Below are 21,492 nucleotides of genomic sequence, written 5' to 3'. Positions count from 1 at the left end.
CCGCCCCCTTCCCGGAGGGACCGAAGCCCGGTCGAGCGAGCCGCGGGGTGCGTACGCGCCGGACTGCGCCCGCCCTCCCCCACGCCCTCGCCCAAGCCCTCGCCCAGTGCGGGGTGGCGGCATGGAGGCCCGCATCGGTGCGAACCCGGTCTGCTGCGCGGGGCGGCGGTCCGGTGGCCGTACGGGGCCGGTCAGGGCCCGTCGGGGCCCGGGTGGGGTCAGTGGTGGTGGGGGAAGCCGAGGTTGACGCCGGTGGGGGTGTCGGCGGGGTCGGGCCAGCGGGTGGTGACGACCTTGCCGCGGGTGTAGAAGTGCGTGCCGTCGTTGCCGTAGACGTGGTGGCCGCCGAAGAGGGAGTCCTTCCAGCCGCCGAACGAGTGGTAGCCGACCGGCACCGGGATGGGGACGTTGACCCCGACCATGCCTGCCTGGACCTCGAGCTGGAAGCGCCGGGCGGCACCGCCGTCCCGCGTGAAGATCGCCGTGCCGTTGCCGAAGGGCGAGGCGTTGATCAGGGCCAGGCCCTCCTCGTAGGTGTCGGCGCGCAGCACGCAGAGCACGGGGCCGAAGATCTCGTCGCGGTAGGCGTCGGCGGTGACCGGGACCCGGTCGAGCAGCGAGATGCCGAGCCAGTGGCCGTCCTCGTAGCCCTCGACGGTGAAGCCGGTGCCGTCCAGGACGACCTCGGCGCCCTGCGCGGCGGCGCCCCGGACGTAGGAGGCGACCTTGTCGCGGTGGGCGCGGGTGATGAGCGGGCCCATCTCGGAGACCGGGTCGTGGCCGGGGCCGATCACGACCTTCTCGGCCCGCTCGCGGATGCGCCGCACCAGCTCGTCGCCGGTGCCGCCGACCGCGACCACCGCGGAGATCGCCATGCACCGTTCCCCCGCCGAGCCGTACGCGGCGGAGACCGCGGCGTCGGCGGCGGCGTCCAGGTCGGCGTCGGGCAGCACCAGCATGTGGTTCTTGGCGCCGCCGAGGGCCTGGACGCGCTTGCCGTGGGCGGAGGCGGTGGTGTGGATGTGCCGGGCGACGGGGGTGGAGCCGACGAAGGAGACGGCCTGCACGTCCGGGTGCTCGAGCAGGCGGTCCACGGCGGTCCCGTCGCCGTGGACGACGTTGAGGACGCCGTCCGGGAGGCCCGCCTCGGCGAGGAGCTCGGCGATCCGGACGGAGGCCGAGGGATCCTTCTCGGACGGCTTGAGGACGAAGGTGTTCCCGCAGGCGATGGCGATGGGGAACATCCACATCGGCACCATGGCGGGGAAGTTGAACGGTGTGATGCCGGCCACCACGCCCAGCGGTTGCCGGATCGCGGCCACGTCCACCCGGCTCGCCACCTCGGTGGACAGCTCGCCCTTGAGCTGGACGGGGATGCCGCAGGCCAGGTCGATGATCTCCAGGCCGCGGGCGACCTCGCCGAGGGCGTCGGAGTGGACCTTGCCGTGCTCGGCGGTGATCAGCCGGGCGAGCTCCTCGCGGTGGGCGTCGACCAGGGCGCGGAACGCGAAGAGGACGGTGGTGCGGGTGGCCAGTGAGGAACGGCCCCAGGTGGTGAACGCCTCCCGGGCGGCGGCCACGGCGGCGTCCACCTCCTGCACCGTGGCGAGGGGGACCCGCGTGGTGACGGCGCCGGTGGCGGGGTCGGTGACCGGGCCGTAGGCCCCCGAGGCGCCCTCGACGGCCTTGCCGCCGATCCAGTGAGGGAGGGTCTTGGTCATGCCTGGACTCCTTCGCGGTCGACCGGTTGCCCGACCAGTCCAGCAGCCCGGACACGCCCTGTCGACGGAGGCTTCTTGGATACATACCCCCAGGGGGTATAGTCTGGGTACCGGTGGACAACCGGTCCATCTCTTCGATCAGGAGTAACGACATGACCCAGTCGACCGACACCCAGGGCGCCGTCACCACCGTCTACAAGGTGACCGGCATGAGCTGCGGCCACTGCGAGGGCTCCGTCTCGGGCGAGATCTCCCAGATCCCGGGCGTGCAGTCGGTGAAGGCCGTCGCCTCGGCCGGGGAGGTCACCGTGGTCTCGGCCGCCCCGCTGGAGGAGGACGCCGTCCGCGCCGCCGTCGACGAGGCCGGGTTCGAGTACGCCGGCCTCGCCTGACCCCCGCGAAACCCCCCGTCACCCACCTGGAGGCCCGAATGTCCAGCACCGTCACCACGACCGGGACGGCGGATCCGGCCGCGGACGCGCCGCGCGCCGAGGTCGAGCTGCTGATCGGCGGCATGACCTGCGCCTCGTGCGCCGCCCGGATCGAGAAGAAACTCAACCGGATGGACGGCGTCGAGGCGACGGTCAACTACGCCACCGAGAAGGCGCGGGTCTCCTACCCCGAGGGGGTATCGGTCGAGGACCTGGTCGCCACCGTGGTGAGGACCGGGTACACCGCCGAGCCCCCTCCGCCGCCCGCGCCCGCGGAGACCGTCCGGCCGGCCGCCACCGGGGAGGACGCCGTCCAGGACGACGACCCCGAGGTGACGGCGCTGCGGACCCGGTTCACGGTCTCCGCGGTCCTGGGGCTGCCCGTCGTCCTGCTGGCGATGGTCCCCGCCCTGCAGTTCGACAACTGGCAGTGGCTGTCCCTCACCCTGGCCGCCCCGGTCGTGGTGTGGGGCGCCCTGCCGTTCCACCGTGCCGCCTGGACCAACGCCAGGCACGGCGCGGCCACCATGGACACACTGGTCTCGCTGGGCACCCTGGCCGCCTTCGGCTGGTCGCTCTGGGCCCTGTTCCTCGGTGACGCCGGGATGCCCGGGATGCGTCACGAGTTCACCCTGACCGTCTCCCGCGGCGAGGCCTCGGGCACCCTCTACCTCGAGGTGGCCGCCGGGGTCACGGCGCTGATCCTGCTGGGCCGCTGGCTGGAGGCCCGGTCCAAGCGGCGCGCCGGGGCCGCCCTGCGGGCCCTGATGGAGCTGGGCGCCAAGGACGTCGCGGTGCTCCGGGACGGCCGCGAGGTGCGGATCCCGGTCGACGCGCTCGCGCCCGGTGACCGGTTCGTGGTGCGGCCGGGCGAGAAGGTGGCCACCGACGGCGTGGTGGTGGAGGGTTCCTCCGCCGTCGACGCCTCGCTGCTGACCGGCGAGTCCGCGCCGGTGGACGTCTCGGTGGGCGACCCGGTCACCGGTGCCACCGTCAACGCGGGCGGTCGGCTGGTCGTCGAGGCCACCCGGGTCGGGTCGGACACCCGGCTGGCCCGGATGGCGAAGCTGGTCGAGGAGGCGCAGAGCGGCAAGGCGGAGGTGCAGCGGCTGGCCGACCGGATATCGGGCGTCTTCGTGCCGGTGGTGCTGCTGATCGCCCTGGGCACGCTGACCGCCTGGCTGCTGCTGGACGGCGACGTCACGGCCGCGTTCACCGCCGCGGTGGCGGTGCTGATCATCGCCTGCCCCTGCGCGCTGGGCCTGGCCACGCCGACGGCGCTGATGGTGGGCACCGGGCGGGGCGCCCAGATGGGGATCCTGATCAAGGGCCCGGAGGTCCTGGAGTCGACCCGCCGGGTGGACACCGTGGTCCTGGACAAGACCGGCACGGTCACCACCGGCTCGATGACGCTGCACGAGGCGCACGCCGCCGAGGACGTCGAGGAGCGGCTGCTGCTGCGCCTGGCGGGCGCGGTGGAGCACGCGTCCGAGCACCCGGTGGCCCGGGCGATCGCCGCGGGGGCCGAGGAGCGGGTGGGCGCCCTGCCCGCCGTGGAGGACTTCGTCAACCTGCCCGGCCGGGGCGTGCGCGGTCACGTGGAGGGTCACGAGGTGAGCGTCGGACGGCTCACGGCGGACGGTCCGGCGGTGGAGCTGCCGCCGGCGCTGGCACGGGCCAAGGACGCGGCGGAGGACGCCGGGCGCACCGCGGTGGTGGTCTCCTGGGACGGCGCCCCGCGCGGGGTGCTGGCGGTGGCCGACACCGTGAAGCCGACCAGCGCCGAGGCGGTGGCCGAACTGCGCCGCCTGGGGCTGCGGCCGGTGCTGCTGACCGGGGACAACCGGCGGGCGGCCGCCTCGGTGGCCCGCGCGGTGGGCATCGAGGACGAGGCCGACGTGATCGCGGAGGTGCTGCCCGAGGACAAGGTCGCGGCGGTGCGCCGGCTGCAGTCCGAGGGCCGCACGGTGGCCATGGTGGGCGACGGCGTCAACGACGCGGCGGCGCTGGCCGCGGCGGACCTGGGCCTGGCGATGGGCACCGGGACGGACGCGGCGATCGAGGCGGGCGACCTGACGCTGGTGCGGGGCGACCTGAGGGTGGCGGCGGACGCGATCCGGCTCTCCCGCCGGACCCTGGCCACCATCAAGGGCAACCTGTTCTGGGCCTTCGGGTACAACGTGGCGGCGCTGCCGCTGGCGGCGGCCGGGCTGCTGAACCCGGTGATCGCGGGCGGCGCGATGGCCTTCTCCTCGGTCTTCGTGGTCACCAACAGCCTGCGGCTGCGGGCCTTCCGCTGACCCGTCGGGGAGGACGCGGAACCGTCTACGGGAGGGCCGTCGGGTCCGGGCAGCCCGCCCGGACCCGACGGCCCTCCCGCGTGGCCGGAAAACGCCTTGGAAAACGCCTTGTGGCAAATCCGTCGTCCTCTGGATCTGCCGCCGGTTCCTCACATAAGCTCTTCACAAGTCTCACGCGACATCTTCAATCGGCACCGCCCGGCCCGACGCCGGTCGTGCGTCGTGGCGAGGAAGCCGCACGAGATGCAGATCACAGTGCAGTCAACGTAACCCTTGGCGGCAGTCAAGGGTCTAAGTTGGCGGTTACCGGGAGCATCTTGGGGGGTGTTGCCGGTAACTGCGGGGTCGTCTTGGGGGACGGCTCCGGAGCTGCGTTGCCGGGGCACGCGCAACCGGGGAGCTTTGAGCGGCCCCCCCGACGGTGCGGGTCCCGGCAGACCGCACACCGCATCGCCGCCACCGGCGGCGCACGCAGCGATTCAGGCGCTGCCCATGGACGCCCGGGCCCGGATCCCGTGGGGGGAATCCGCTCCGGGGCACAGAAGGGCGCCCTGTACGTCGGCCCGTGGGGGGACCGGCGGCAGGGCGCCCTTCGTCTTTCCCCGCCGGGCCACCGGCACTCCGTGCCACAGGCGACCACGGCGTCCGACGCGGCGGGCCACGCCCGCCGCACCGCACCCCGAACGCGGCGGAGCCGCCCCGGCGAGGCCGGGGCGGCTCCTGTGCGAGGTGCGGGGGTGACCGGGGTCAGCCGCGCTCCTCCACGGGGACGAAGTCGCGCTCGACGATGCCCGTGTAGATCTGGCGCGGCCGGCCGATGCGGGAACCCGGCTCCTTGATCATCTCGTGCCACTGCGCGATCCAGCCCGGCAGGCGGCCCAGCGCGAAGAGCACGGTGAACATCTCGGTCGGGAAGCCCATCGCCCGGTAGATCAGACCCGTGTAGAAGTCCACGTTCGGGTACAGGTTGCGGGAGACGAAGTAGTCGTCGGAGAGCGCGTGCTCCTCGAGCTTCAGCGCGATGTCCAGCAGCTCGTCGGACTTGCCGAGGGCGGAGAGCACGTCGTGCGCCGCGGCCTTGATGATCTTGGCGCGCGGGTCGAAGGACTTGTACACCCGGTGGCCGAAGCCCATCAGGCGGACGCCGTCCTCCTTGTTCTTCACCTTGCGGATGAAGGCGTCGACGTCGCCGCCGTTGGCCTGGATGCCCTCGAGCATCTCCAGCACCGACTGGTTGGCGCCACCGTGCAGCGGGCCCCACAGGGCGCTGATGCCGGCCGAGATGGACGCGAACATGTTGGCCTGCGAGGAGCCGACCAGGCGGACCGTGGACGTGGAGCAGTTCTGCTCGTGGTCCGCGTGCAGGATCAGCAGCTTGTCGAGGGCCGAGACCACGATCGGGTCCAGCTCGTACTCCTCGGCGGGCACCGAGAACGTCATGCGCAGGAAGTTCTCGACGTAGCCGAGGTCGTTGCGCGGGTAGACGAACGGGTGGCCGACCGACTTCTTGTACGCGTGGGCCGCGATCGTCGGGAGCTTGGCGAGCAGGCGGATCGTGGAGAGGTGCCGCTGCTTCTCGTCGAACGGGTTGTGGCTGTCCTGGTAGAAGCTGGACAGCGCGGAGACCACCGAGGACAGCATCGCCATCGGGTGGGCGTCCCGCGGGAAGCCGCGGAAGAAGTTCTTGACGTCCTCGTGCAGCAGGGTGTGCTGCGTGATCTCGTTCTTGAACACGGTGAGCTCGTCCACCGTGGGGAGCTCGCCGTTGATCAGCAGGTAGGCGACCTCCAGGAAGGTGGACCGCTCGGCCAGCTGCTCGATCGGGTACCCGCGGTACCGCAGGATGCCCTGCTCACCGTCGAGATAGGTGATGGCGGATTTGTACGCGGCGGTGTTGCCGTATCCGCTGTCCAGGGTCACCAGACCGGTCTGAGCCCGGAGCTTCGCGATGTCGAAGCCCTTGTCACCGACGGTGCTGTCGACCACCGGGTAGGTGTACTCGCCGTCGCCGTACCGCAGTACTACAGAGTTGTCGCTCACGTCTTCCCTCACCGACCTAGTCCTCATCTTCGAGGTGCCCTGACGCCTCTACCTTCCCCCAACTGGCTCTGGAGAGTGCACTCGGGGTCGACCATCGGGCCCACTGGCGGCACTCAGTGCCGTCAACCTGTTCATCCTGCCCGTCCCGGGCGAGTTGCGGAAGGCCACTGTGACCTTTGCGACCCATTTGATCGATCATTTTTATCGAACCGAGCCCTCACACCGCCGGCCGGGGTCCCGAGAGCCGGAAATCCAGCGCCGTGCAGCGCCGCCCGGCCGAGACCGTGCGCACCGCCTGACCGAGGGCTTTGCGGGAGCCAACGAGGACGACGAGCCTCTTGGCCCGGGTCACCGCCGTGTAGAGCAGGTTCCGCTGGAGCATCATCCAGGCGCCGGTGGTCACCGGGATCACCACCGCCGGGTACTCGCTGCCCTGGGAGCGGTGGATGGTGACCGCGTAGGCGTGGGCCAGTTCGTCGAGCTCGTCGAAGTCGTAGGGCACCTCCTCGTCCTCGTCGGTGAGCACCGTCAGCCGCTGCTCGTCCGGGTCGAGCGAGGTGACCACGCCGACCGTGCCGTTGAAGACACCGTTCTTCCCTTTGTCATAATTGTTGCGGATCTGCGTCACTTTGTCCCCCACACGGAAGACCCGGCCGCCGAACCGCTTCTCCGCGAGGTCCGGGCGGGCGGGGGTGACCGCCTGCTGGAGGAGTCCGTTGAGCGCCCCCGCGCCCGCCGGACCGCGGTGCATGGGGGCGAGGACCTGGACGTCACGGCGGGGGTCGAGGCCGAAGCGGGCGGGGATGCGGCGGGCGGCCACGTCGACGGTGAGGCGGCCCGCGGCCTCGGTGTCCTCCTCGACGAAGAGGAAGAAGTCCTTCAGCCCGTCGGTGAGCGGGTGCTGCCCGGCGTTGATCCGGTGCGCGTTGGTGACCACCCCGGACTGCTGGGCCTGGCGGAACACCTTGGTCAGACGGACCGAGGGGAGCGGGCTGCCGTCGGCCAGCAGGTCCCGCAGGACCTCGCCGGCGCCGACGCTGGGCAGCTGGTCGACGTCCCCCACGAAGAGCAGGTGGGCGCCGGGGGCGACGGCCTTCACCAGCTTGTTGGCGAGCAGCAGGTCCAGCATGGAGGCCTCGTCGACCACGACCAGGTCGGCGTCGAGCGGGCGCTCCTGGTCGTAGGCGGCGTCCCCGCCGGGCTTGAGCTCCAGCAGCCGGTGGACCGTGGACGCCTCGGCGCCGGTGAGCTCGGCGAGCCGCTTGGCGGCCCTGCCGGTGGGCGCGGCCAGCACCACCTTGGCCTGCTTGGCGCGGGCCAGCTCCACGATGGAGCGGACCGTGAACGACTTGCCGCAGCCCGGTCCGCCGGTCAGCACGGCGACCTTCTCGGTCAGCGCCAGCCGGACCGCCGCCTCCTGCTCCGGCGCCAGCTCCGCGCCGGTGCGGGTGCGCAGCCAGCCCAGCGCCCTGGCCCAGTCGACCTCGCGGAACCACGGCATGCGGTCGTCCCCGGTGCGCAGCAGCCGCAGCAGGCGGGAGGCGAGGGCCTGCTCGGCGCGGTGGAACGGGACCAGGTAGACGCCGGTGACGAGGCCGGCGGCGGTGCCGTCCTCCGGGCCCGGGACCTTCTCGCGGACCACGCCCGGCTCCTCGCCGTCCGGGCCGGGCCCGGCCAGCTCCGCCAGGCACTCGATGACCAGGCCGGTGTCCACCTGGAGCAGCTTGACCGCGTCGGCGATCAGGCGCTCCTCGGGCAGGAAGCAGTTGCCCTGGTCTGCGGACTGGGAGAGCGCGTACTGGAGGCCGGCCTTGACCCGCTCCGGGCTGTCGTGGGGTATGCCCACGGACCGGGCGATCTTGTCCGCGGTGAGGAAGCCGATGCCCCAGACGTCGGCGGCCAGGCGGTAGGGCTGGTTCTTCACCACGGAGATGGAGGCGTCGCCGTACTTCTTGTAGATCCGCACGGCGATGGAGGTGGAGACCTCGACGCTCTGCAGGAAGAGCATCACCTCCTTGATCGCCTTCTGCTCCTCCCAGGCGGCGGCTATCCGCCCCGTGCGTTTGGGGCCGAGGCCGGGGACCTCGATCAGGCGCTCCGGCTCCTCCTCGATCACCTTGAGGGTGTCCAGGCCGAAGTGCCGGGTGATGCGGTCGGCGAAGACCGGGCCGATGCCCTTGACCAGGCCCGAGCCGAGGTAGCGGCGGATGCCCTGGACCGTGGCGGGGAGGACGGTCGTGTAGTTCTCCACGTGGAACTGCTTGCCGTACTGGGGGTGGGAGCCCCAGCGGCCCTCCATGCGGAGCGACTCGCCCACCTGGGCGCCCAGGAGGGCGCCGACGACGGTCAGCAGCTCTCCCGGGCCGGAGCCGCGGCCGGTGTCGACCCGGGCGACGGTGTAGCCGTTCTCCTCGTTGGCGTAGGTGACGCGTTCGAGGACGCCTTCGAGGACGGCGCGCTTGGGGGCGGGCGGAGTTGCCATGGTCCGACGTTACCGCCGCGCGGGGACAGCGCCGCGGGCCTGTGGAAAACCCCGTCGAAGCGGGCGGTCAGCTCTTCCGGGCGACGTTCCGTGCCCACAGGACGAGGGGCACCTGGAGGGGCAGGCGGCCGTAGGCGGCGGCCTTCATCGGGGCCGGGCGGTGGCGCCAGTCGTAGGCCATCTTGACGTTGGCGGGGAGGACCCCGACGAAGAAGGCCCCGGCCGCCAGGGCCGCCGGCCGCCGGGTGCGCGGGGCCACGAGGCCCGCCGCCAGGGCGAGTTCGACGACGCCGCTGGCGTGGGTCCAGGTCCGCGGAGAGCCGGGCAGGGCGCGGGGGACGATCCCGTCGAAGACGCGCGGTTTCGCGAAGTGGGCCGCGCCGGCCGTCGCGAGGAGCGCGGCGAGGGCGAGCGCGGACCGGGACCCGGAGCCGGATCGCGAGCCGGACCGGGACCCGGAGCCGGACCGCGAGCCAAAGCGGGAGCCGGAGCCGGATCGCGAGCCGGACCGGGAGCCGGACCGGGAGCCGGAGCCAAGGTCGGATCGGGAGGCGGAGCCGGAGCCGGGACGGGAGCGGGGCATCGCGTTCTCCTCGGAAGGCGGCGTGACGGGCCGATGCTACGCGCCGCCCACCGAAGATCATCAGTGCTCACATGAGCGAGCTGCGTCACAAAGCGTTCCAGGGTCTTGCCAGCCGCCCGTGTAATCGTTTCCAATCACCCCTGTAAACGTTTCCACAAGGAGGTGGAACCCGCGGATGCCCGGTATCAAGGACGTCGCCGCACGCGCCGGCGTCTCCGTCGCCACCGTGTCGCGCGCACTCAACCGGCACCCCTCGGTGAGCGAGGAGGCCCGTGCCCGGGTGCTGGCGGCGGTGGAGGAGCTGGGGTACCGGCCCAACGCCGTCGCCCGGTCCCTGCGCACCGACCAGACCCGCACCCTCGGGCTGGTCATCAGCGACGTGCTCAACCCGTACTTCACCGAGCTCGCGCGCGCCGTGGAGGAGGAGGCCCGCGCGCTCGGCTACAGCGTGATCATCGGCAACGCCGACGAGCGCCCCGACCTCCAGGACCACCACATCCGCACGCTGCTGGACCGCCGGATCGACGGCCTGCTGGTCTCCCCCACCGACGGCGGCGGCCCGCTGCTGCTGGACACGGCGCGGGCCGGGACCCCGGTGGTCTTCGTGGACCGCTGGATCCCCGGCGCGGAGGACGTGGACGTCCCCGTGGTCCGGTCGGACGGGCGGGAGGCGGTGCGGGACCTGGTCGCCCACCTCCACCGCCTCGGCCACCGCCGGCTCGCGATCATCGCGGGCCCCGCGGCCACCACCACCGGCAGCGAGCGCGTCGAGGCGTTCCGCGGCGCGCTGGCCGCTTTCGGCCTGGAACTGCCCGACGCCTACATCGGCCAGGGCGACTTCCAGGCGGAGAGCGGACGCCGCGCCACCGAGCGGTTCCTGGACCTGCCCGAGCCGCCCGAGGCCGTGTTCGCCGCCGACAACCTGATGGCGCTCGGCGCCCTGGACGCCGTGCGGGCGCGCGGGCTGCGGGTGCCGCACGACATCGCGCTGGCGGCGTTCGACGACATCCCGTGGTTCGTGCACACGGATCCCCCGGTCACCGCGATCGCCCAGTCGACCGGCGAACTCGGCCGCGCCGCCGTGCGCGCCCTGGTCGACCGCATCGAGGGGCGGGCCGCCCGGTCCGTCACCCTCCCCGCCCGGCTCGTCGTACGCCGCTCCTGCGGCGAGGACGGCGAGACCCATCCCCAGAAGAGGAGCAACCCGTGAGCGACACGGACGAGTTGCTGCGCATCGAAGGAGTGCGCAAGGCCTTCCCCGGCGTGGTGGCGCTCGACGGCGTCGACTTCGACCTGCGGCGGGGCGAGGTCCATGTGCTGCTCGGCGAGAACGGCGCGGGCAAGAGCACGCTGATCAAGACGCTCTCCGGCGCCCACCGCCCCGACGAGGGCCGGATCCTGGTCGACGGCCGGGAGGTCGCCATCGGCGGCGCGCAGGACGCCGAGAGGCTCGGCATCGCCACCATCTACCAGGAGTTCAACCTGGTCCCGGACCTGACGGTGGCCGAGAACATCTTCCTGGGCCGCCAGCCCCGCCGGTTCGGCATGATCGACCGCCGGAGGATGGAGGCCGAGGCCGCCGAGCTGCTGGAGCGGGTCGGGGTGCCGGTGTCGCCGCGCGCCCGGGTGCGTGAACTCGGCATCGCCCGGCTGCAGATGGTGGAGATCGCCAAGGCGCTCAGCCTGCACGCGCGGGTGCTGATCATGGACGAGCCGACCGCCGTGCTCACATCGGAGGAGGTCGAGAAGCTGTTCTCGATCGTCCGCCGGCTGCGCGAGGACGGCGTGGGCGTCGTCTTCATCACCCACCACCTGGAGGAGATCGCCGCCCTCGGCGACCGCGTCACCGTCATCCGCGACGGCCGCAGCGTCGGCCAGGTGCCGGCCTCCACCCCGGAGGACGAGCTGGTCCGCCTGATGGTGGGCCGCTCCATCGAGCAGCAGTACCCGCGCGAGCGGGCTACGGCCGGCGAACCGCTGCTGCGGGTCGAGGGGCTGACCCGGGACGGCGTCTTCCACGACGTCTCGTTCGAGGTCCGGGCCGGCGAGGTCGTCGGCATCGCCGGGCTGGTCGGCGCGGGCCGCACCGAGGTCGTGCGGGCCGTCTTCGGCGCCGACCACTACGACGCGGGCACGGTCGCGGTCGGCGGCCGGGAGCTGCGCCGCCACGACGTCAACGCGGCGCTGGACGCCGGGATCGGCCTGGTCCCCGAGGACCGCAAGGGCCAGGGCCTGGTGCTCGACGCCTCCGTGGCGGAGAACCTCGGCCTGGTCACCCTGCGGTCGTCGACGAAGGCGGGCCTGGTGGACCGCAAGGGGCAGCGGCAGGCGGCCGGGCGGATCGCCGAGCAGCTCGGCGTCCGGATGGCCGGCCTCGACCAGCAGGTGCGCACGCTCTCCGGCGGCAACCAGCAGAAGGTCGTCATCGGCAAGTGGCTGCTCGCCGACACCCGGGTGCTGATCCTCGACGAGCCCACCCGCGGCATCGACGTGGGCGCCAAGGTCGAGATCTACCAGCTGATCAACGAACTCACGGCCGCCGGCGCGGCGGTCCTCATGGTCTCCAGCGACCTGCCCGAGGTCCTCGGCATGAGCGACCGGGTGCTGGTGATGGCCCAGGGCCGGATCGCGGGCGAGCTGCCCGCCGACGAGGCGACCCAGGACGCGGTGATGGCGCTGGCCGTCACCACGCAGTCCACGAACACCCCCGGCGACGAGGCCGGCGACGAGGAAGGGAAGGCCCCCCGTGGCCACTGACACGCTCAAGAGCAAGCCGGGCGCGGGTGGCGCCGGCGGCCTGCGCCGCATTCTTCTCGACAACGGCGCGCTGACCGCGCTGATCGTGCTGGTCGTCGCCATGTCGGCGCTGTCCGGCGACTTCCTGACGGCGGACAACCTGCTGAACGTGGGCGTCCAGGCGGCGGTCACCGCCATCCTGGCGTTCGGTGTGACCTTCGTGATCGTCTCGGCGGGCATCGACCTGTCGGTCGGCTCGGTCGCGGCGCTGTCGGCGACCGTGCTGGCGTGGATGGCGACCTCGGAGGGGGTGCCGGTCTGGATCGCCGTGATCCTCGCCGTCGCCACCGGCCTGGCCTGCGGTTTCGTCAACGGCGTGCTGATCTCCTACGGGAAGCTGCCGCCGTTCATCGCCACCCTGGCGATGCTGTCGATCGCCCGCGGTCTGTCGCTGGTGATCTCGCAGGGCTCCCCGATCGCCTTCCCGGAGTCGGTCTCCCACCTCGGTGACACCCTCGGCGGCTGGCTGCCGGTGCCGGTCCTGGTCATGGTCGTCCTCGGCCTGATCACGGCGCTGATCCTGGGCCGGACCTACATCGGCCGCTCGATGTACGCCATCGGCGGCAACGAGGAGGCCGCGCGCCTGTCCGGCCTGAAGGTCAAGAAGCAGAAGCTGGCGATCTACGCCCTCTCCGGCCTGTTCGCCGCCGCGGCGGGCATCGTGCTGGCCTCGCGCCTGTCCTCCGCGCAGCCGCAGGCCGCGCAGGGCTACGAGCTGGACGCGATCGCCGCGGTGGTCATCGGCGGCGCCTCGCTGGCCGGCGGCGTCGGCAAGGCCTCCGGCACCCTGATCGGCGCGCTGATCCTGGCGGTGCTCCGCAACGGCCTCAACCTGCTGTCCGTCTCGGCCTTCTGGCAGCAGGTCGTGATCGGCGTGGTCATCGCGCTCGCCGTCCTGCTGGACACCGTCCGCCGCAAGGCGGGCGCCACCCCGGCGGGCGCCTCCCCCGCGGGCGGCGGCAACCGCGGGAAGCAGGCGCTGACCTACCTGCTGGCGGCCGTGGTCGCGATCGCGGTGGTGGCCTCGATGTCCTTCCTGCACAAGGACTCCGACCCGGCGGCCCAGCGGAAGGTGGGCCTGTCGCTCTCCACCCTGAACAACCCCTTCTTCGTGCAGATCCGTCAGGGCGCCGAGCAGGAGGCGAAGCGCCTCGGCGTCGACCTGACCGTCACCGACGCGCAGAACGACGCCTCGCAGCAGGCCAACCAGCTGCAGAACTTCACCAGCTCCGGCCTGTCGACCATCGTCGTCAACCCGGTCGACTCGGACGCGGCCGGCCCGTCGGTGCGCTCCGCCAACCAGGCGGACATCCCGGTGGTCGCGGTGGACCGCGGCGTCAACAAGGCGGAGATCGACGCCCTGGTGGCCTCCGACAACGTCGAGGGCGGCCGGATGGCGGCCCGCGCGCTGGGCGAGAAGCTGGGCGGCGAGGGCCGCATCGTGATCCTGCAGGGCCAGGCCGGCACCTCCGCCAGCCGTGAGCGCGGCCAGGGCTTCGCCGAGGGCCTGAAGGAGTTCCCGGGCATCGAGGTGGTCGCCAAGCAGCCCGCGGACTTCGACCGCACCAAGGGCCTGGACGTCATGACCAACCTGCTGCAGGCGCACCCGGACGTCGACGGCGTCTTCGCCGAGAACGACGAGATGGCGCTGGGCGCCGCCAAGGCGCTCGGCTCCAGGGCGGGCGAGCAGGTCCAGGTCGTCGGCTTCGACGGCACGCCGGACGGTCTGAAGGCCGTCGAGGCGGGCACGCTGTACGCCTCGGTGGCCCAGCAGCCCACCGAGCTCGGGAGGATCGCGGTGCGCAACGCGCTGGCGGCGGCCGAGGGCAAGGACCTCAAGGACCTGGTGAAGGTGCCGGTGAAGGTCGTCACCGAGGAGAACGTCGGATCGTTCGGCGGCTGACAGGTCCGGGCGAGGAAGACGAGGGAAGACGAGGAACGCGACATGCACGACTACGACCTGGTGGTCGTCGGGTCGGCCAACGCCGATCTGGTGATCGGCGTCGAGCGGCGGCCCGCCGCGGGCGAGACGGTGCTCGGTTCCGACCTGGCCGTCCATCCGGGCGGCAAGGGCGCCAACCAGGCGGTCGCCGCCGCCCGGCTGGGGGCGCGCACCGCGCTGGTGGCGCGGGTCGGTGACGACCCCCACGGGCGGCTGCTGCTGGAGTCGCTGTCCGGCGCCGGCGTCGACACCTCCGCGGTGGCGGCCGGCGGGGCGCCCACCGGCGTCGCGCTGATCACCGTGGACCCGTCCGGCGACAACAGCATCGTGGTGTCGCCCGGCGCCAACTGGCGGCTGACGCCCGAGGACGCGCGGGCGGCGGCCGAGCGGGTGCTGCGGTCGGCGCCGGTGGTCTCGGCCCAGCTGGAGACGCCGCTGGAGACGGTGACCGAGGTGGTCCGCCTGCTGGCGCCGGGGACCCGGTTCGTGCTGAACCCGTCGCCGCCGCGGGAGCTTCCCGCCGGGTTGCTGGCGGCCTGCGACCCGCTGATCGTCAACGAGCACGAGGCGCGGGTGATCGCCGGCGCCTCGGCGCTCGGGGACACGCCCGAGGAGTGGGCCGCCGCGCTGCTGGCGCTGGGCCCGCGCTCGGTGGTGATCACCCTGGGCGCCGAGGGCGCGGTGACGGCGGAGGCCGGCGCGGAGCCGGTGCGGGTGCCGTCGGTGCGGGTGGACGCCGTGGACACGACCGGCGCGGGCGACGCGTTCACCGCGGCGCTGGCCTGGCGGCTGGGGCTCGGCGAGCCGCTGCCGGCCGCGGCGGGCTACGCGGCCCGCGTCGGCGCGGCCGCCGTGACCAAGGAGGGCGCCCAGGCCTCGTACCCGACGGCGGAGGAGGTCGCGGCGCTGTGAAGCGGTCCGGGATCCTGAACCGTCACCTCGCGGGCGCGCTCGCGGAGCTGGGCCACACCGACCAGGTGCTGGTCTGCGACGCCGGCATGCCCATCCCGGCGGGCCCGCGGGTGGTGGACCTGGCGTTCCGGGCCGGGGTGCCGTCCTTCTCCCAGGTGCTGGACGGGCTGCTCGAGGAACTGGTCGTGGAGGGCGCGGTCGCGGCGGACGAGGTGCGGGACGCCAATCCGGCGGCCGCGGCGCTGCTGGCGGGCCTGCCGGGCCTGCGGACGGTCCCCCACGAGGAGCTGAAGGTCCTGTCGGCCGGTGCGCGGCTGGTGGTGCGCACCGGCGAGGCGGCGCCGTACGCCAACGTGCTCCTGCGGTGCGGGGTGTTCTTCTAGCCGGGACGACCGGCGACGGCCGACCGTCGCCGGACGGCCGTCGCCGGAGAAACGTCGAGGGGGCCCGGTCCTGTGGACCGGGCCCCCTCGTCCCCCCGCCAGAAGCCACCGATCCCCCCGGATCCCCCCCCTTGGAGCCCCCTCCACAACTTCTGACGCCGACTAAGACCGGCGAGGTGGCGTGAGGGTTGTACGGTCGGACAAGATTTTTTCGAGCCGCTCCCGGACGCCCGGCCAGTCCTCGGCGAGGACCGCGTGGACCGCCGTGTCGCGCAGCCGGCCCTCCTCCCCCGGGACCCGGGAGACGCCCCATCCCCGCAGCACTCCTTCGTGCTTCGCCCCGACCCGTTCCATCGCGGCGCGCGACCGCGTGTTGCGGGCGTCGGTGAGCAGGTCCACCCGCCGCACGGCCCAGCCCTCGAAGGCCTGCCGGAAGAGCAGCAGCTTGGCCTCGGTGTTGATGCCCGTCCCCTGCGCGGAGCGGCCCAGCCAGGTCCAGCCGACCTCCACCGCGTCCAGCCGTTCCGGGGAACGCCAGGAGCGCGGGGCGCAGAAGGAGGTGCAGCCGACGGCACGGCCGGTGGCCGGCGAGATCTGGGCGTAGGGCGCCACCGTCCCCTCCTCGGCGTCCCCCCGCCGGGTGGCGATGTAGTGCGGGACCTCGTCGGCGCGGGGGACCCAGGTGCAGGCGTAGGTGGCCCGGTCCTCCTCCGCGGCCACGGCCAGGTCAGCCGCGTGACGCGGGTGCAGCGGCTCCAGCCGTACCCGTGAGCCCTCCAGCGTCGGGGCGGTCGGCAGCCATCCCATCCGGGTCCTCCTTCGTCGGGGTGCGCGGCAGGGAGTCTGCCGCACCGCCCGGCCGGCCGGCGACGGGTTTCCCGCCCGGGCGGGACAGCGAGGTCATGGCGACGCCCGTCACCAGCAGCGCCGCGGCCGCCCAGCGCAGCGGGCTGACCGCCTCGTCCAGCAGGAGCCGGGCGGAGGCCATGCCGAAGACCGGGACCAGCAGGGAGAACGGGGCCACGGTGGACGCCGGGTGGCGCTTGATCAGCCATCCCCAGGCGCCGAAGCCGAAGACGGTGCTGACCCAGGCGATGAAGAGGATGACGGCGACGCCCTCGCCGTCGAGGGCGCGCAGGGCGGCCAGGTCGCGGCCGGCGCCCTCGGTGAGCAGCGAGAGGGCCAGCAGCGGAAGCACCGGCACGGTGCTCACCCAGACCATGAAGTTGAGCGCGTCCGGCGGGGACGCCTTGCGGGTGAGGACGTTGGAGACGCCCCAGCAGGCGCCGCCGAGGACCACCAGCGCGAAGGCGTGCAGCGGCCCCGTACCGCCCTCGTCGACGGCGGCCACCACGATCCCGGCCACCGCCACGGCCATGCCGGCCACCCGCGGCCCGGTGAGGCGCTCGCCGAGCACGGCGAAGGCGAACAGGGCGGTGAAGACGGCCTGGATCTGCAGGACCAGCGAGGTGAGCCCGGCGGGCATGCCCTGGTCCATGCCGACGAAGACCAGGCCGAACTTGGCCACCCCCAGGGCGAGTCCCACGCCCACGATCCACTTCCACGCCACCTTGGGCCGCCCGACGAGGAAGACGGCCGGCAGGGCGGCGAGGAGGAACCGCAGCGCGGACAGCAGCAGCGGGGGGAAGTGGTCGAGGCCTATCTCGATGACCACGAAGTTGACGCCCCAGATCGCCGCGACGGACACGGCCAGGAGGAGATGAGCAGGTCGCATGGATCGAGGATCCGCCCGCGGCACCGTGAAGCACCAGCGATGATTGCTGCACCCGTGGATGTAGCGATACTGCATGATGGCGGCACGGGGAAGCGGAACGGATCGGAGGGGACCGGGCCATGCTCGATCTGCAGCGGCTGCGCGCCCTGCACGCGGTCGCCGTGCACGGCACCGTCAACGCGGCGGCGGAGTCGCTGGGTTACACCCCCTCGGCGGTGTCCCAGCAGATCGCCAAGCTGGAACGGGAGACCCGCACGGTGCTCCTGGAGCGGCAGGGCCGCGGGGTGCGGCTCACCGAGGACGCCCGGCGGCTCGCCGGGACCGCGCGCGAACTGCTCGGCATCGTGGAGCGGGCGGAGGCGGAGCTGGAGTCGCGGCGCGGGGAGCCGGCGGGGCGGCTGACGATCGCCGCCTTCCCGTCGGCGGCCCGCGGGCTGATGCCGGGGGTGCTGGCCGACCTGGTGGCGGGGCACCCGGCGCTGGACGTCCGGCTGAGCGAGGTGGACCCGCACCTCTCGGTGGGGATGGTGGCCAAGGGCGCCGTGGACATGGCGGTGTCCCACGACTGGGACGTCGCTCCGGCGACCCTGCCGCCCGGGCTGGCCCGGCAGCGCATCGGTGAGGACCGCAGCGACCTGATGGTGCCGCGCGGGCACCGGCTGGCCGGCCGGGACGTGGTGCGGCGGGAGGAACTGGCCGGCGAGCCGTGGGTGTGCCAGCCGCCGGGGCGGGTCTGCCACGACTGGCTGGTGCGGACCATGCGCTCGGCCGGGCACGAGCCGCGGGTGGTGCACACCGCGGACGAGAACCCCACGCTGGTCGCGCTGGTGGCGGCGGGCCTGGGCGTGGCGGTGATCCCCCGGCTGGGCCGCGGGCCGCTGCCCGAGGAGGTGGTGACGGTGCCGATGGAGCCGGTGCCGGTGCGGCGGCTGTACGCCGTGTGGCGGGAGGAGGCGGCCCGGCGTCCGGCCGTGGCCGAGACCGTGCGGACGCTGCGGGCCCGCTGGGGACGGATCGCCGGGGAACCGTGACGCGGGCCGGCGCGTCCAAAGGCCGTACTGCCGGACGAGTCACCGCAGAGCGGTCGACCGGCCACCTGTGGGGGCCGGTTTCTCCCCTCCCCTCCGCCTGCGGCCGGCAGCCCCGCCCGTCACCGGCGCCACCCCCCTCCACGGCGCCGGTGGCGGGCCACCGCTCGGCGTCCGGTGCGGCCGTCGCTCTTGACCGAAAGAAACTTCCCCGATATTCGTGACCCCTCGGCAGTTTCCTTCACCACGGAAGGGGCGCACGTGCGCGACTCCAGCACGGGGCTCAACGGAACCACCGCCTCGGGAAACACCGCTCGACCCTCCAGACGTACCGTTCTCGCCGCCACCGCCGGGATCACCGCGGCTCTGGCGGTCGGCACCCCCGCCCTCGCCGCCGACGGCCCGGCGCCGGTGGACGACGAGCGGCTCCGGGCGCTCGTCTCCGGGATGACCCTGGAGGAGAAGGTCGGCCAGCTCTTCGTGATGCGGGTCTACGGCCACTCGGCGACCGCCCCCGACCAGGCGGACGTCGACGCCAACCTCAAGGAGATCGGCGTCCGCAACGCCGCCGAACTGATCGAGAAGTACCGGCTCGGCGGCATCATCTACTTCGCCTGGGCCCACAACACGCGTGACCCCCACCAGATCGCCGACCTCTCCAACGGCATCCAGAAGGCGTCCCTGGACCTTCCGCGCGGCCTGCCGATGCTGATCGCCACCGACCAGGAGCACGGCATCGTGGCCCGCGTCGGCAAGCCGGCCACCCTGCTGCCGGGCGCGATGGCGCTGGGCGCCGGCGGCTCGAAGGCCGACGCGAAGGCGCTGGGCCGGGTGGCGGGTGCGGAGCTGGCGGCGCTGGGCATCCGCCAGAACTACTCGACGGTCTGCGACGTCAACGTCAACCCGGCCAACCCGGTGATCGGCGTGCGCTCCCTGGGCGCCGACCCGCAGGCCGTGGCCCGGCTGGCCGCCGCCGAGGTGGTGGGCTACCAGAACGCCGGCGTGGCGGCCACCGCCAAGCACTTCCCGGGCCACGGCGACACCGCCGTCGACAGCCACTACGGCTTCCCGATCATCACCCACAGCCGCGAGGAGTGGGACGAGCTGGACGCCCCGCCGTTCCGGGCGGCGATCCGGGCCGGGATCGACTCGATCATGACGGCGCACCTGATGGTGCCCGCGCTGGACCCGTCCGGCGACCCGGCCACGCTCTCCCGGCCGATCCTCACCGGCATCCTCCGCGAGGAGCTCGGCTACGACGGCGTGGTGGTCACCGACTCCCTCGGCATGCAGGGCGTGCGGACCAAGTACGGCGACGCGCGGGTGGCGGTGATGGCGGTCCAGGCCGGCGTCGACCAGCTGCTCAACCCGCCGGACATCAGCGTGTCGTGGAACGCGGTGCTGGACGCCGTCCGCAGCGGCGAGCTGACCGAGGCGCGCCTTGAGGAATCGATCCTGCGCATCCTCCGCCTCAAGGCGAAACTGGGCCTCTTCCAGGACCCGTACGTCACCCACGACGGCGTCGACGAGGCGGTGGGCACCCGCGCCCACTACAAGGCGGCCGACCGGATCGCCGACCGCACCACCACGCTGCTGGTGAACGAGGGCGGCCTGCTCCCGCTGAACCGGCTGAGCCACCGCCGGATCCTGGTCGTCGGCCCGGACCCGGCCTCCCCGTCGCTCTCCGACGGCCCCACCACCCGGGTGATCGCCGCGGAGCTGGCCCGGTTCGGTTTCGCCACCACGGCCCGCACCACCGGGACCGCGCCGTCCGCCTCCGTGATCGCGGGCGCGGTGACGGCGGCGGCGGACGCGGACGCGGTGGTGGTGGCCACCTACAACGTGACGGCGAGCAGTGCGCAGCGGACGCTGGTGCAGCGCCTGCGGGAGACCGGCAGGCCCGTGGTCGTGGTGGCGGTGCGCAACCCGTACGACGTGGCGCACCTGCCGGACGCGCCGGCCGTGCTGGCCTCCTACTCGTGGACCGACACGGAGGTGCGCGCCGCCGCGCGGGTCATCGCCGGGGTGGTCTCGCCGAGCGGCAGGCTGCCGGTGCCGGTGCAGCGGGCCGACGCGCCGAGCGAGGTGCTGTACCCGGTCGGGCACGGGCTGACGTACTGACCGCCGGGCACCGCGCAGCCGCTGCCCCGGGGGCCCGGCAGCCCGGGGCTGCGGCCGGTCCGAAGCGCCGGGGCGCCGGCCCGTCCCGAAGCGCCGCGGCGCCCGAGGTACGAGCGGCCTGGGACACCGGGCGGCGGGCGGCGTGGGGCACGGCCCGCCTGGGACACCGGGCGGCGCGGGGCACGCCCGCCTGAGGTACCGGGCGGCCGTGCATCCGTCGTACGCGGCCTGCGCCCGCCATCGCCGCACAGATACCGGTTCGGCCCCATTCCTCCCCGAGGCCCGGCGTGTCCCGCTCCCCGGCGGGGCAGGCTGCTGCGGGGGGATGGACCGATGCGACTTTCTGCTGTGGCGGTGGCGGGCGCCGTGCTGCTCGGCGCGCTGCTGGGCTCGGGGTGCGGGCCCGGCGCCCCGTCGGGGACGCCCGGGTCTCCGGTGCCGGCCGGGACCGAGGGGGACGGCCGGGGGCGGGCCGCGGCGGGGCCGTCGCCGACGGGTCACGGCGAGGTGTTCCTGGCGGTCGGCGAGTGCAGTTCGTCCGGGTCCCGCAGCTTCGTCGAGGTGCCCTGCACCGGCGAGCGGGCGGTGGCCCGGGTGACCGCGCGGCACGAGGGGCGGCCCACGGGCGGCCCGGCCTGTCCGGCGAACACCGACTTCGTGCTCCACGTCAGCGACCGCGGGTCCGCCTCGGACGAGGACGGCGACGGCGTCACCCCGCGCGGGTACGCCTGCATGCGCAACCTCCAGCCGCCGCATCCCGGCGACCCGGGCGGCGGGGGCGGCCCGCTGACGGTGGCCGGGGACTGCGTCCACGGCACCGGCGAGGGCGAGGTCCGCGAGACGGCCTGCGACGGCACGGGCGAGCACGCGCCGGAGTTCGAGGTCACCCGCGCGGTGACCGACCGCGACCGGTGCCCCGCGTCGACCGACCTGTACGTGCGGCTCGGCGGCGACCGGCCGGTCGGCTGCGCGCGCGAGCTCTGAGGCGGCAGGGCGCACGGCTCCCGGCGGAACGCGG

15 protein-coding genes and 1 pseudogene are annotated in these 21,492 nt (G+C 73.6%); 10 read left to right on the top strand and 6 right to left on the bottom strand.

Annotated features, from left to right (window positions below; genetic code table 11):
* Nucleotides 1-218: 218 nt before the first annotated feature.
* On the bottom strand, nucleotides 219-1,721 hold the full coding sequence (locus ABZ836_RS08805; RefSeq protein WP_356135703.1) for a CoA-acylating methylmalonate-semialdehyde dehydrogenase: 1,503 nt from the start codon (nucleotides 1,719-1,721) through the stop codon (nucleotides 219-221).
* A 152-nt stretch (nucleotides 1,722-1,873) separates the two neighbouring features.
* On the opposite strand from ABZ836_RS08805, the gene ABZ836_RS08800 reads away from it, so the two are divergent.
* Nucleotides 1,874-2,113, top strand: coding sequence for a heavy-metal-associated domain-containing protein (locus ABZ836_RS08800; protein ID WP_356135701.1), 240 nt, complete (start codon nucleotides 1,874-1,876; stop codon nucleotides 2,111-2,113).
* Between the two features lie 38 nt (nucleotides 2,114-2,151).
* On the top strand, nucleotides 2,152-4,452 hold the full coding sequence (locus ABZ836_RS08795; RefSeq protein ID WP_361140769.1) for a heavy metal translocating P-type ATPase: 2,301 nt from the start codon (nucleotides 2,152-2,154) through the stop codon (nucleotides 4,450-4,452).
* A gap of 747 nt (nucleotides 4,453-5,199) precedes the next feature.
* Here ABZ836_RS08795 and ABZ836_RS08790 read toward each other — a convergent pair.
* The 3 genes and pseudogenes from ABZ836_RS08790 to ABZ836_RS08780 all read right to left on the bottom strand — a co-directional run.
* The gene (locus ABZ836_RS08790; RefSeq protein ID WP_356135697.1) at nucleotides 5,200-6,492 is read right to left on the bottom strand and encodes a citrate synthase; all 1,293 of its coding nucleotides are present in this window, start codon (nucleotides 6,490-6,492) and stop codon (nucleotides 5,200-5,202) included.
* Nucleotides 6,493-6,709: 217 nt separating this feature from the next.
* Entirely contained in the window at nucleotides 6,710-8,974 is a 2,265-nt protein-coding gene (locus ABZ836_RS08785) for an ATP-dependent RecD-like DNA helicase (protein ID WP_361140767.1), read from the bottom strand.
* A gap of 67 nt (nucleotides 8,975-9,041) precedes the next feature.
* Nucleotides 9,042-9,395 (bottom strand): annotated as a pseudogene (locus ABZ836_RS08780) (hypothetical protein); the annotation flags it as partial.
* Nucleotides 9,396-9,732: 337 nt separating this feature from the next.
* On the opposite strand from ABZ836_RS08780, the gene ABZ836_RS08775 reads away from it, so the two are divergent.
* From ABZ836_RS08775 to rbsD, 5 genes are read left to right on the top strand one after another with little or no spacing between them, the layout of a single operon-like run.
* Complete coding sequence (locus ABZ836_RS08775) at nucleotides 9,733-10,767, top strand: LacI family DNA-binding transcriptional regulator (RefSeq protein WP_361140765.1); 1,035 nt, start codon at nucleotides 9,733-9,735, stop codon at nucleotides 10,765-10,767.
* Nucleotides 10,764-12,314, top strand: coding sequence for a sugar ABC transporter ATP-binding protein (locus ABZ836_RS08770; RefSeq protein WP_361140763.1), 1,551 nt, complete (start codon nucleotides 10,764-10,766; stop codon nucleotides 12,312-12,314). Before ABZ836_RS08775 ends, ABZ836_RS08770 begins: the two co-directional genes overlap by 4 nt.
* Nucleotides 12,304-14,256, top strand: a complete 1,953-nt coding sequence (locus ABZ836_RS08765; RefSeq protein ID WP_361140761.1) for a substrate-binding domain-containing protein — start codon at nucleotides 12,304-12,306, stop codon at nucleotides 14,254-14,256. Before ABZ836_RS08770 ends, ABZ836_RS08765 begins: the two co-directional genes overlap by 11 nt.
* 42 nt (nucleotides 14,257-14,298) lie before the next feature.
* Nucleotides 14,299-15,207: a ribokinase gene (locus tag ABZ836_RS08760; RefSeq protein WP_361140759.1), complete on the top strand. Its 909-nt coding sequence runs from the start codon at nucleotides 14,299-14,301 to the stop codon at nucleotides 15,205-15,207.
* Nucleotides 15,204-15,590, top strand: a complete 387-nt coding sequence (rbsD, locus tag ABZ836_RS08755) for a D-ribose pyranase (RefSeq protein WP_356135685.1) — start codon at nucleotides 15,204-15,206, stop codon at nucleotides 15,588-15,590. Before ABZ836_RS08760 ends, rbsD begins: the two co-directional genes overlap by 4 nt.
* A gap of 162 nt (nucleotides 15,591-15,752) precedes the next feature.
* Here rbsD and ABZ836_RS08750 read toward each other — a convergent pair whose 3' ends face one another.
* Complete coding sequence (locus ABZ836_RS08750) at nucleotides 15,753-16,397, bottom strand: GNAT family protein (RefSeq protein WP_361140757.1); 645 nt, start codon at nucleotides 16,395-16,397, stop codon at nucleotides 15,753-15,755.
* Nucleotides 16,318-17,325: an EamA family transporter gene (locus tag ABZ836_RS08745; RefSeq protein ID WP_356135682.1), complete on the bottom strand. Its 1,008-nt coding sequence runs from the start codon at nucleotides 17,323-17,325 to the stop codon at nucleotides 16,318-16,320. Before ABZ836_RS08745 ends, ABZ836_RS08750 begins: the two co-directional genes overlap by 80 nt.
* 119 nt (nucleotides 17,326-17,444) lie before the next feature.
* Between ABZ836_RS08745 and ABZ836_RS08740 the strand changes: the two genes are divergently transcribed.
* The 3 genes from ABZ836_RS08740 to ABZ836_RS08730 all read left to right on the top strand — a co-directional run bounded on the left by ABZ836_RS08740 (nucleotide 17,445) and on the right by ABZ836_RS08730 (nucleotide 21,458).
* The gene (locus ABZ836_RS08740) at nucleotides 17,445-18,356 is read left to right on the top strand and encodes a LysR substrate-binding domain-containing protein (RefSeq protein ID WP_361140755.1); all 912 of its coding nucleotides are present in this window, start codon (nucleotides 17,445-17,447) and stop codon (nucleotides 18,354-18,356) included.
* A 258-nt stretch (nucleotides 18,357-18,614) separates the two neighbouring features.
* On the top strand, nucleotides 18,615-20,474 hold the full coding sequence (locus tag ABZ836_RS08735; RefSeq protein ID WP_356135678.1) for a glycoside hydrolase family 3 protein: 1,860 nt from the start codon (nucleotides 18,615-18,617) through the stop codon (nucleotides 20,472-20,474).
* A 333-nt stretch (nucleotides 20,475-20,807) separates the two neighbouring features.
* Nucleotides 20,808-21,458 (top strand): hypothetical protein, encoded by a 651-nt coding sequence (locus tag ABZ836_RS08730; protein WP_361140753.1) that lies wholly within the window; start codon nucleotides 20,808-20,810, stop codon nucleotides 21,456-21,458.
* Nucleotides 21,459-21,492 lie beyond the last annotated feature (34 nt).

This window comes from Streptomyces sp. NPDC047130 (genome assembly GCF_040643475.1).
In the GTDB taxonomy this organism is placed as follows: domain Bacteria; phylum Actinomycetota; class Actinomycetes; order Streptomycetales; family Streptomycetaceae; genus Streptomyces.
This window is presented reverse-complemented; position numbering and strand designations above follow the sequence as displayed.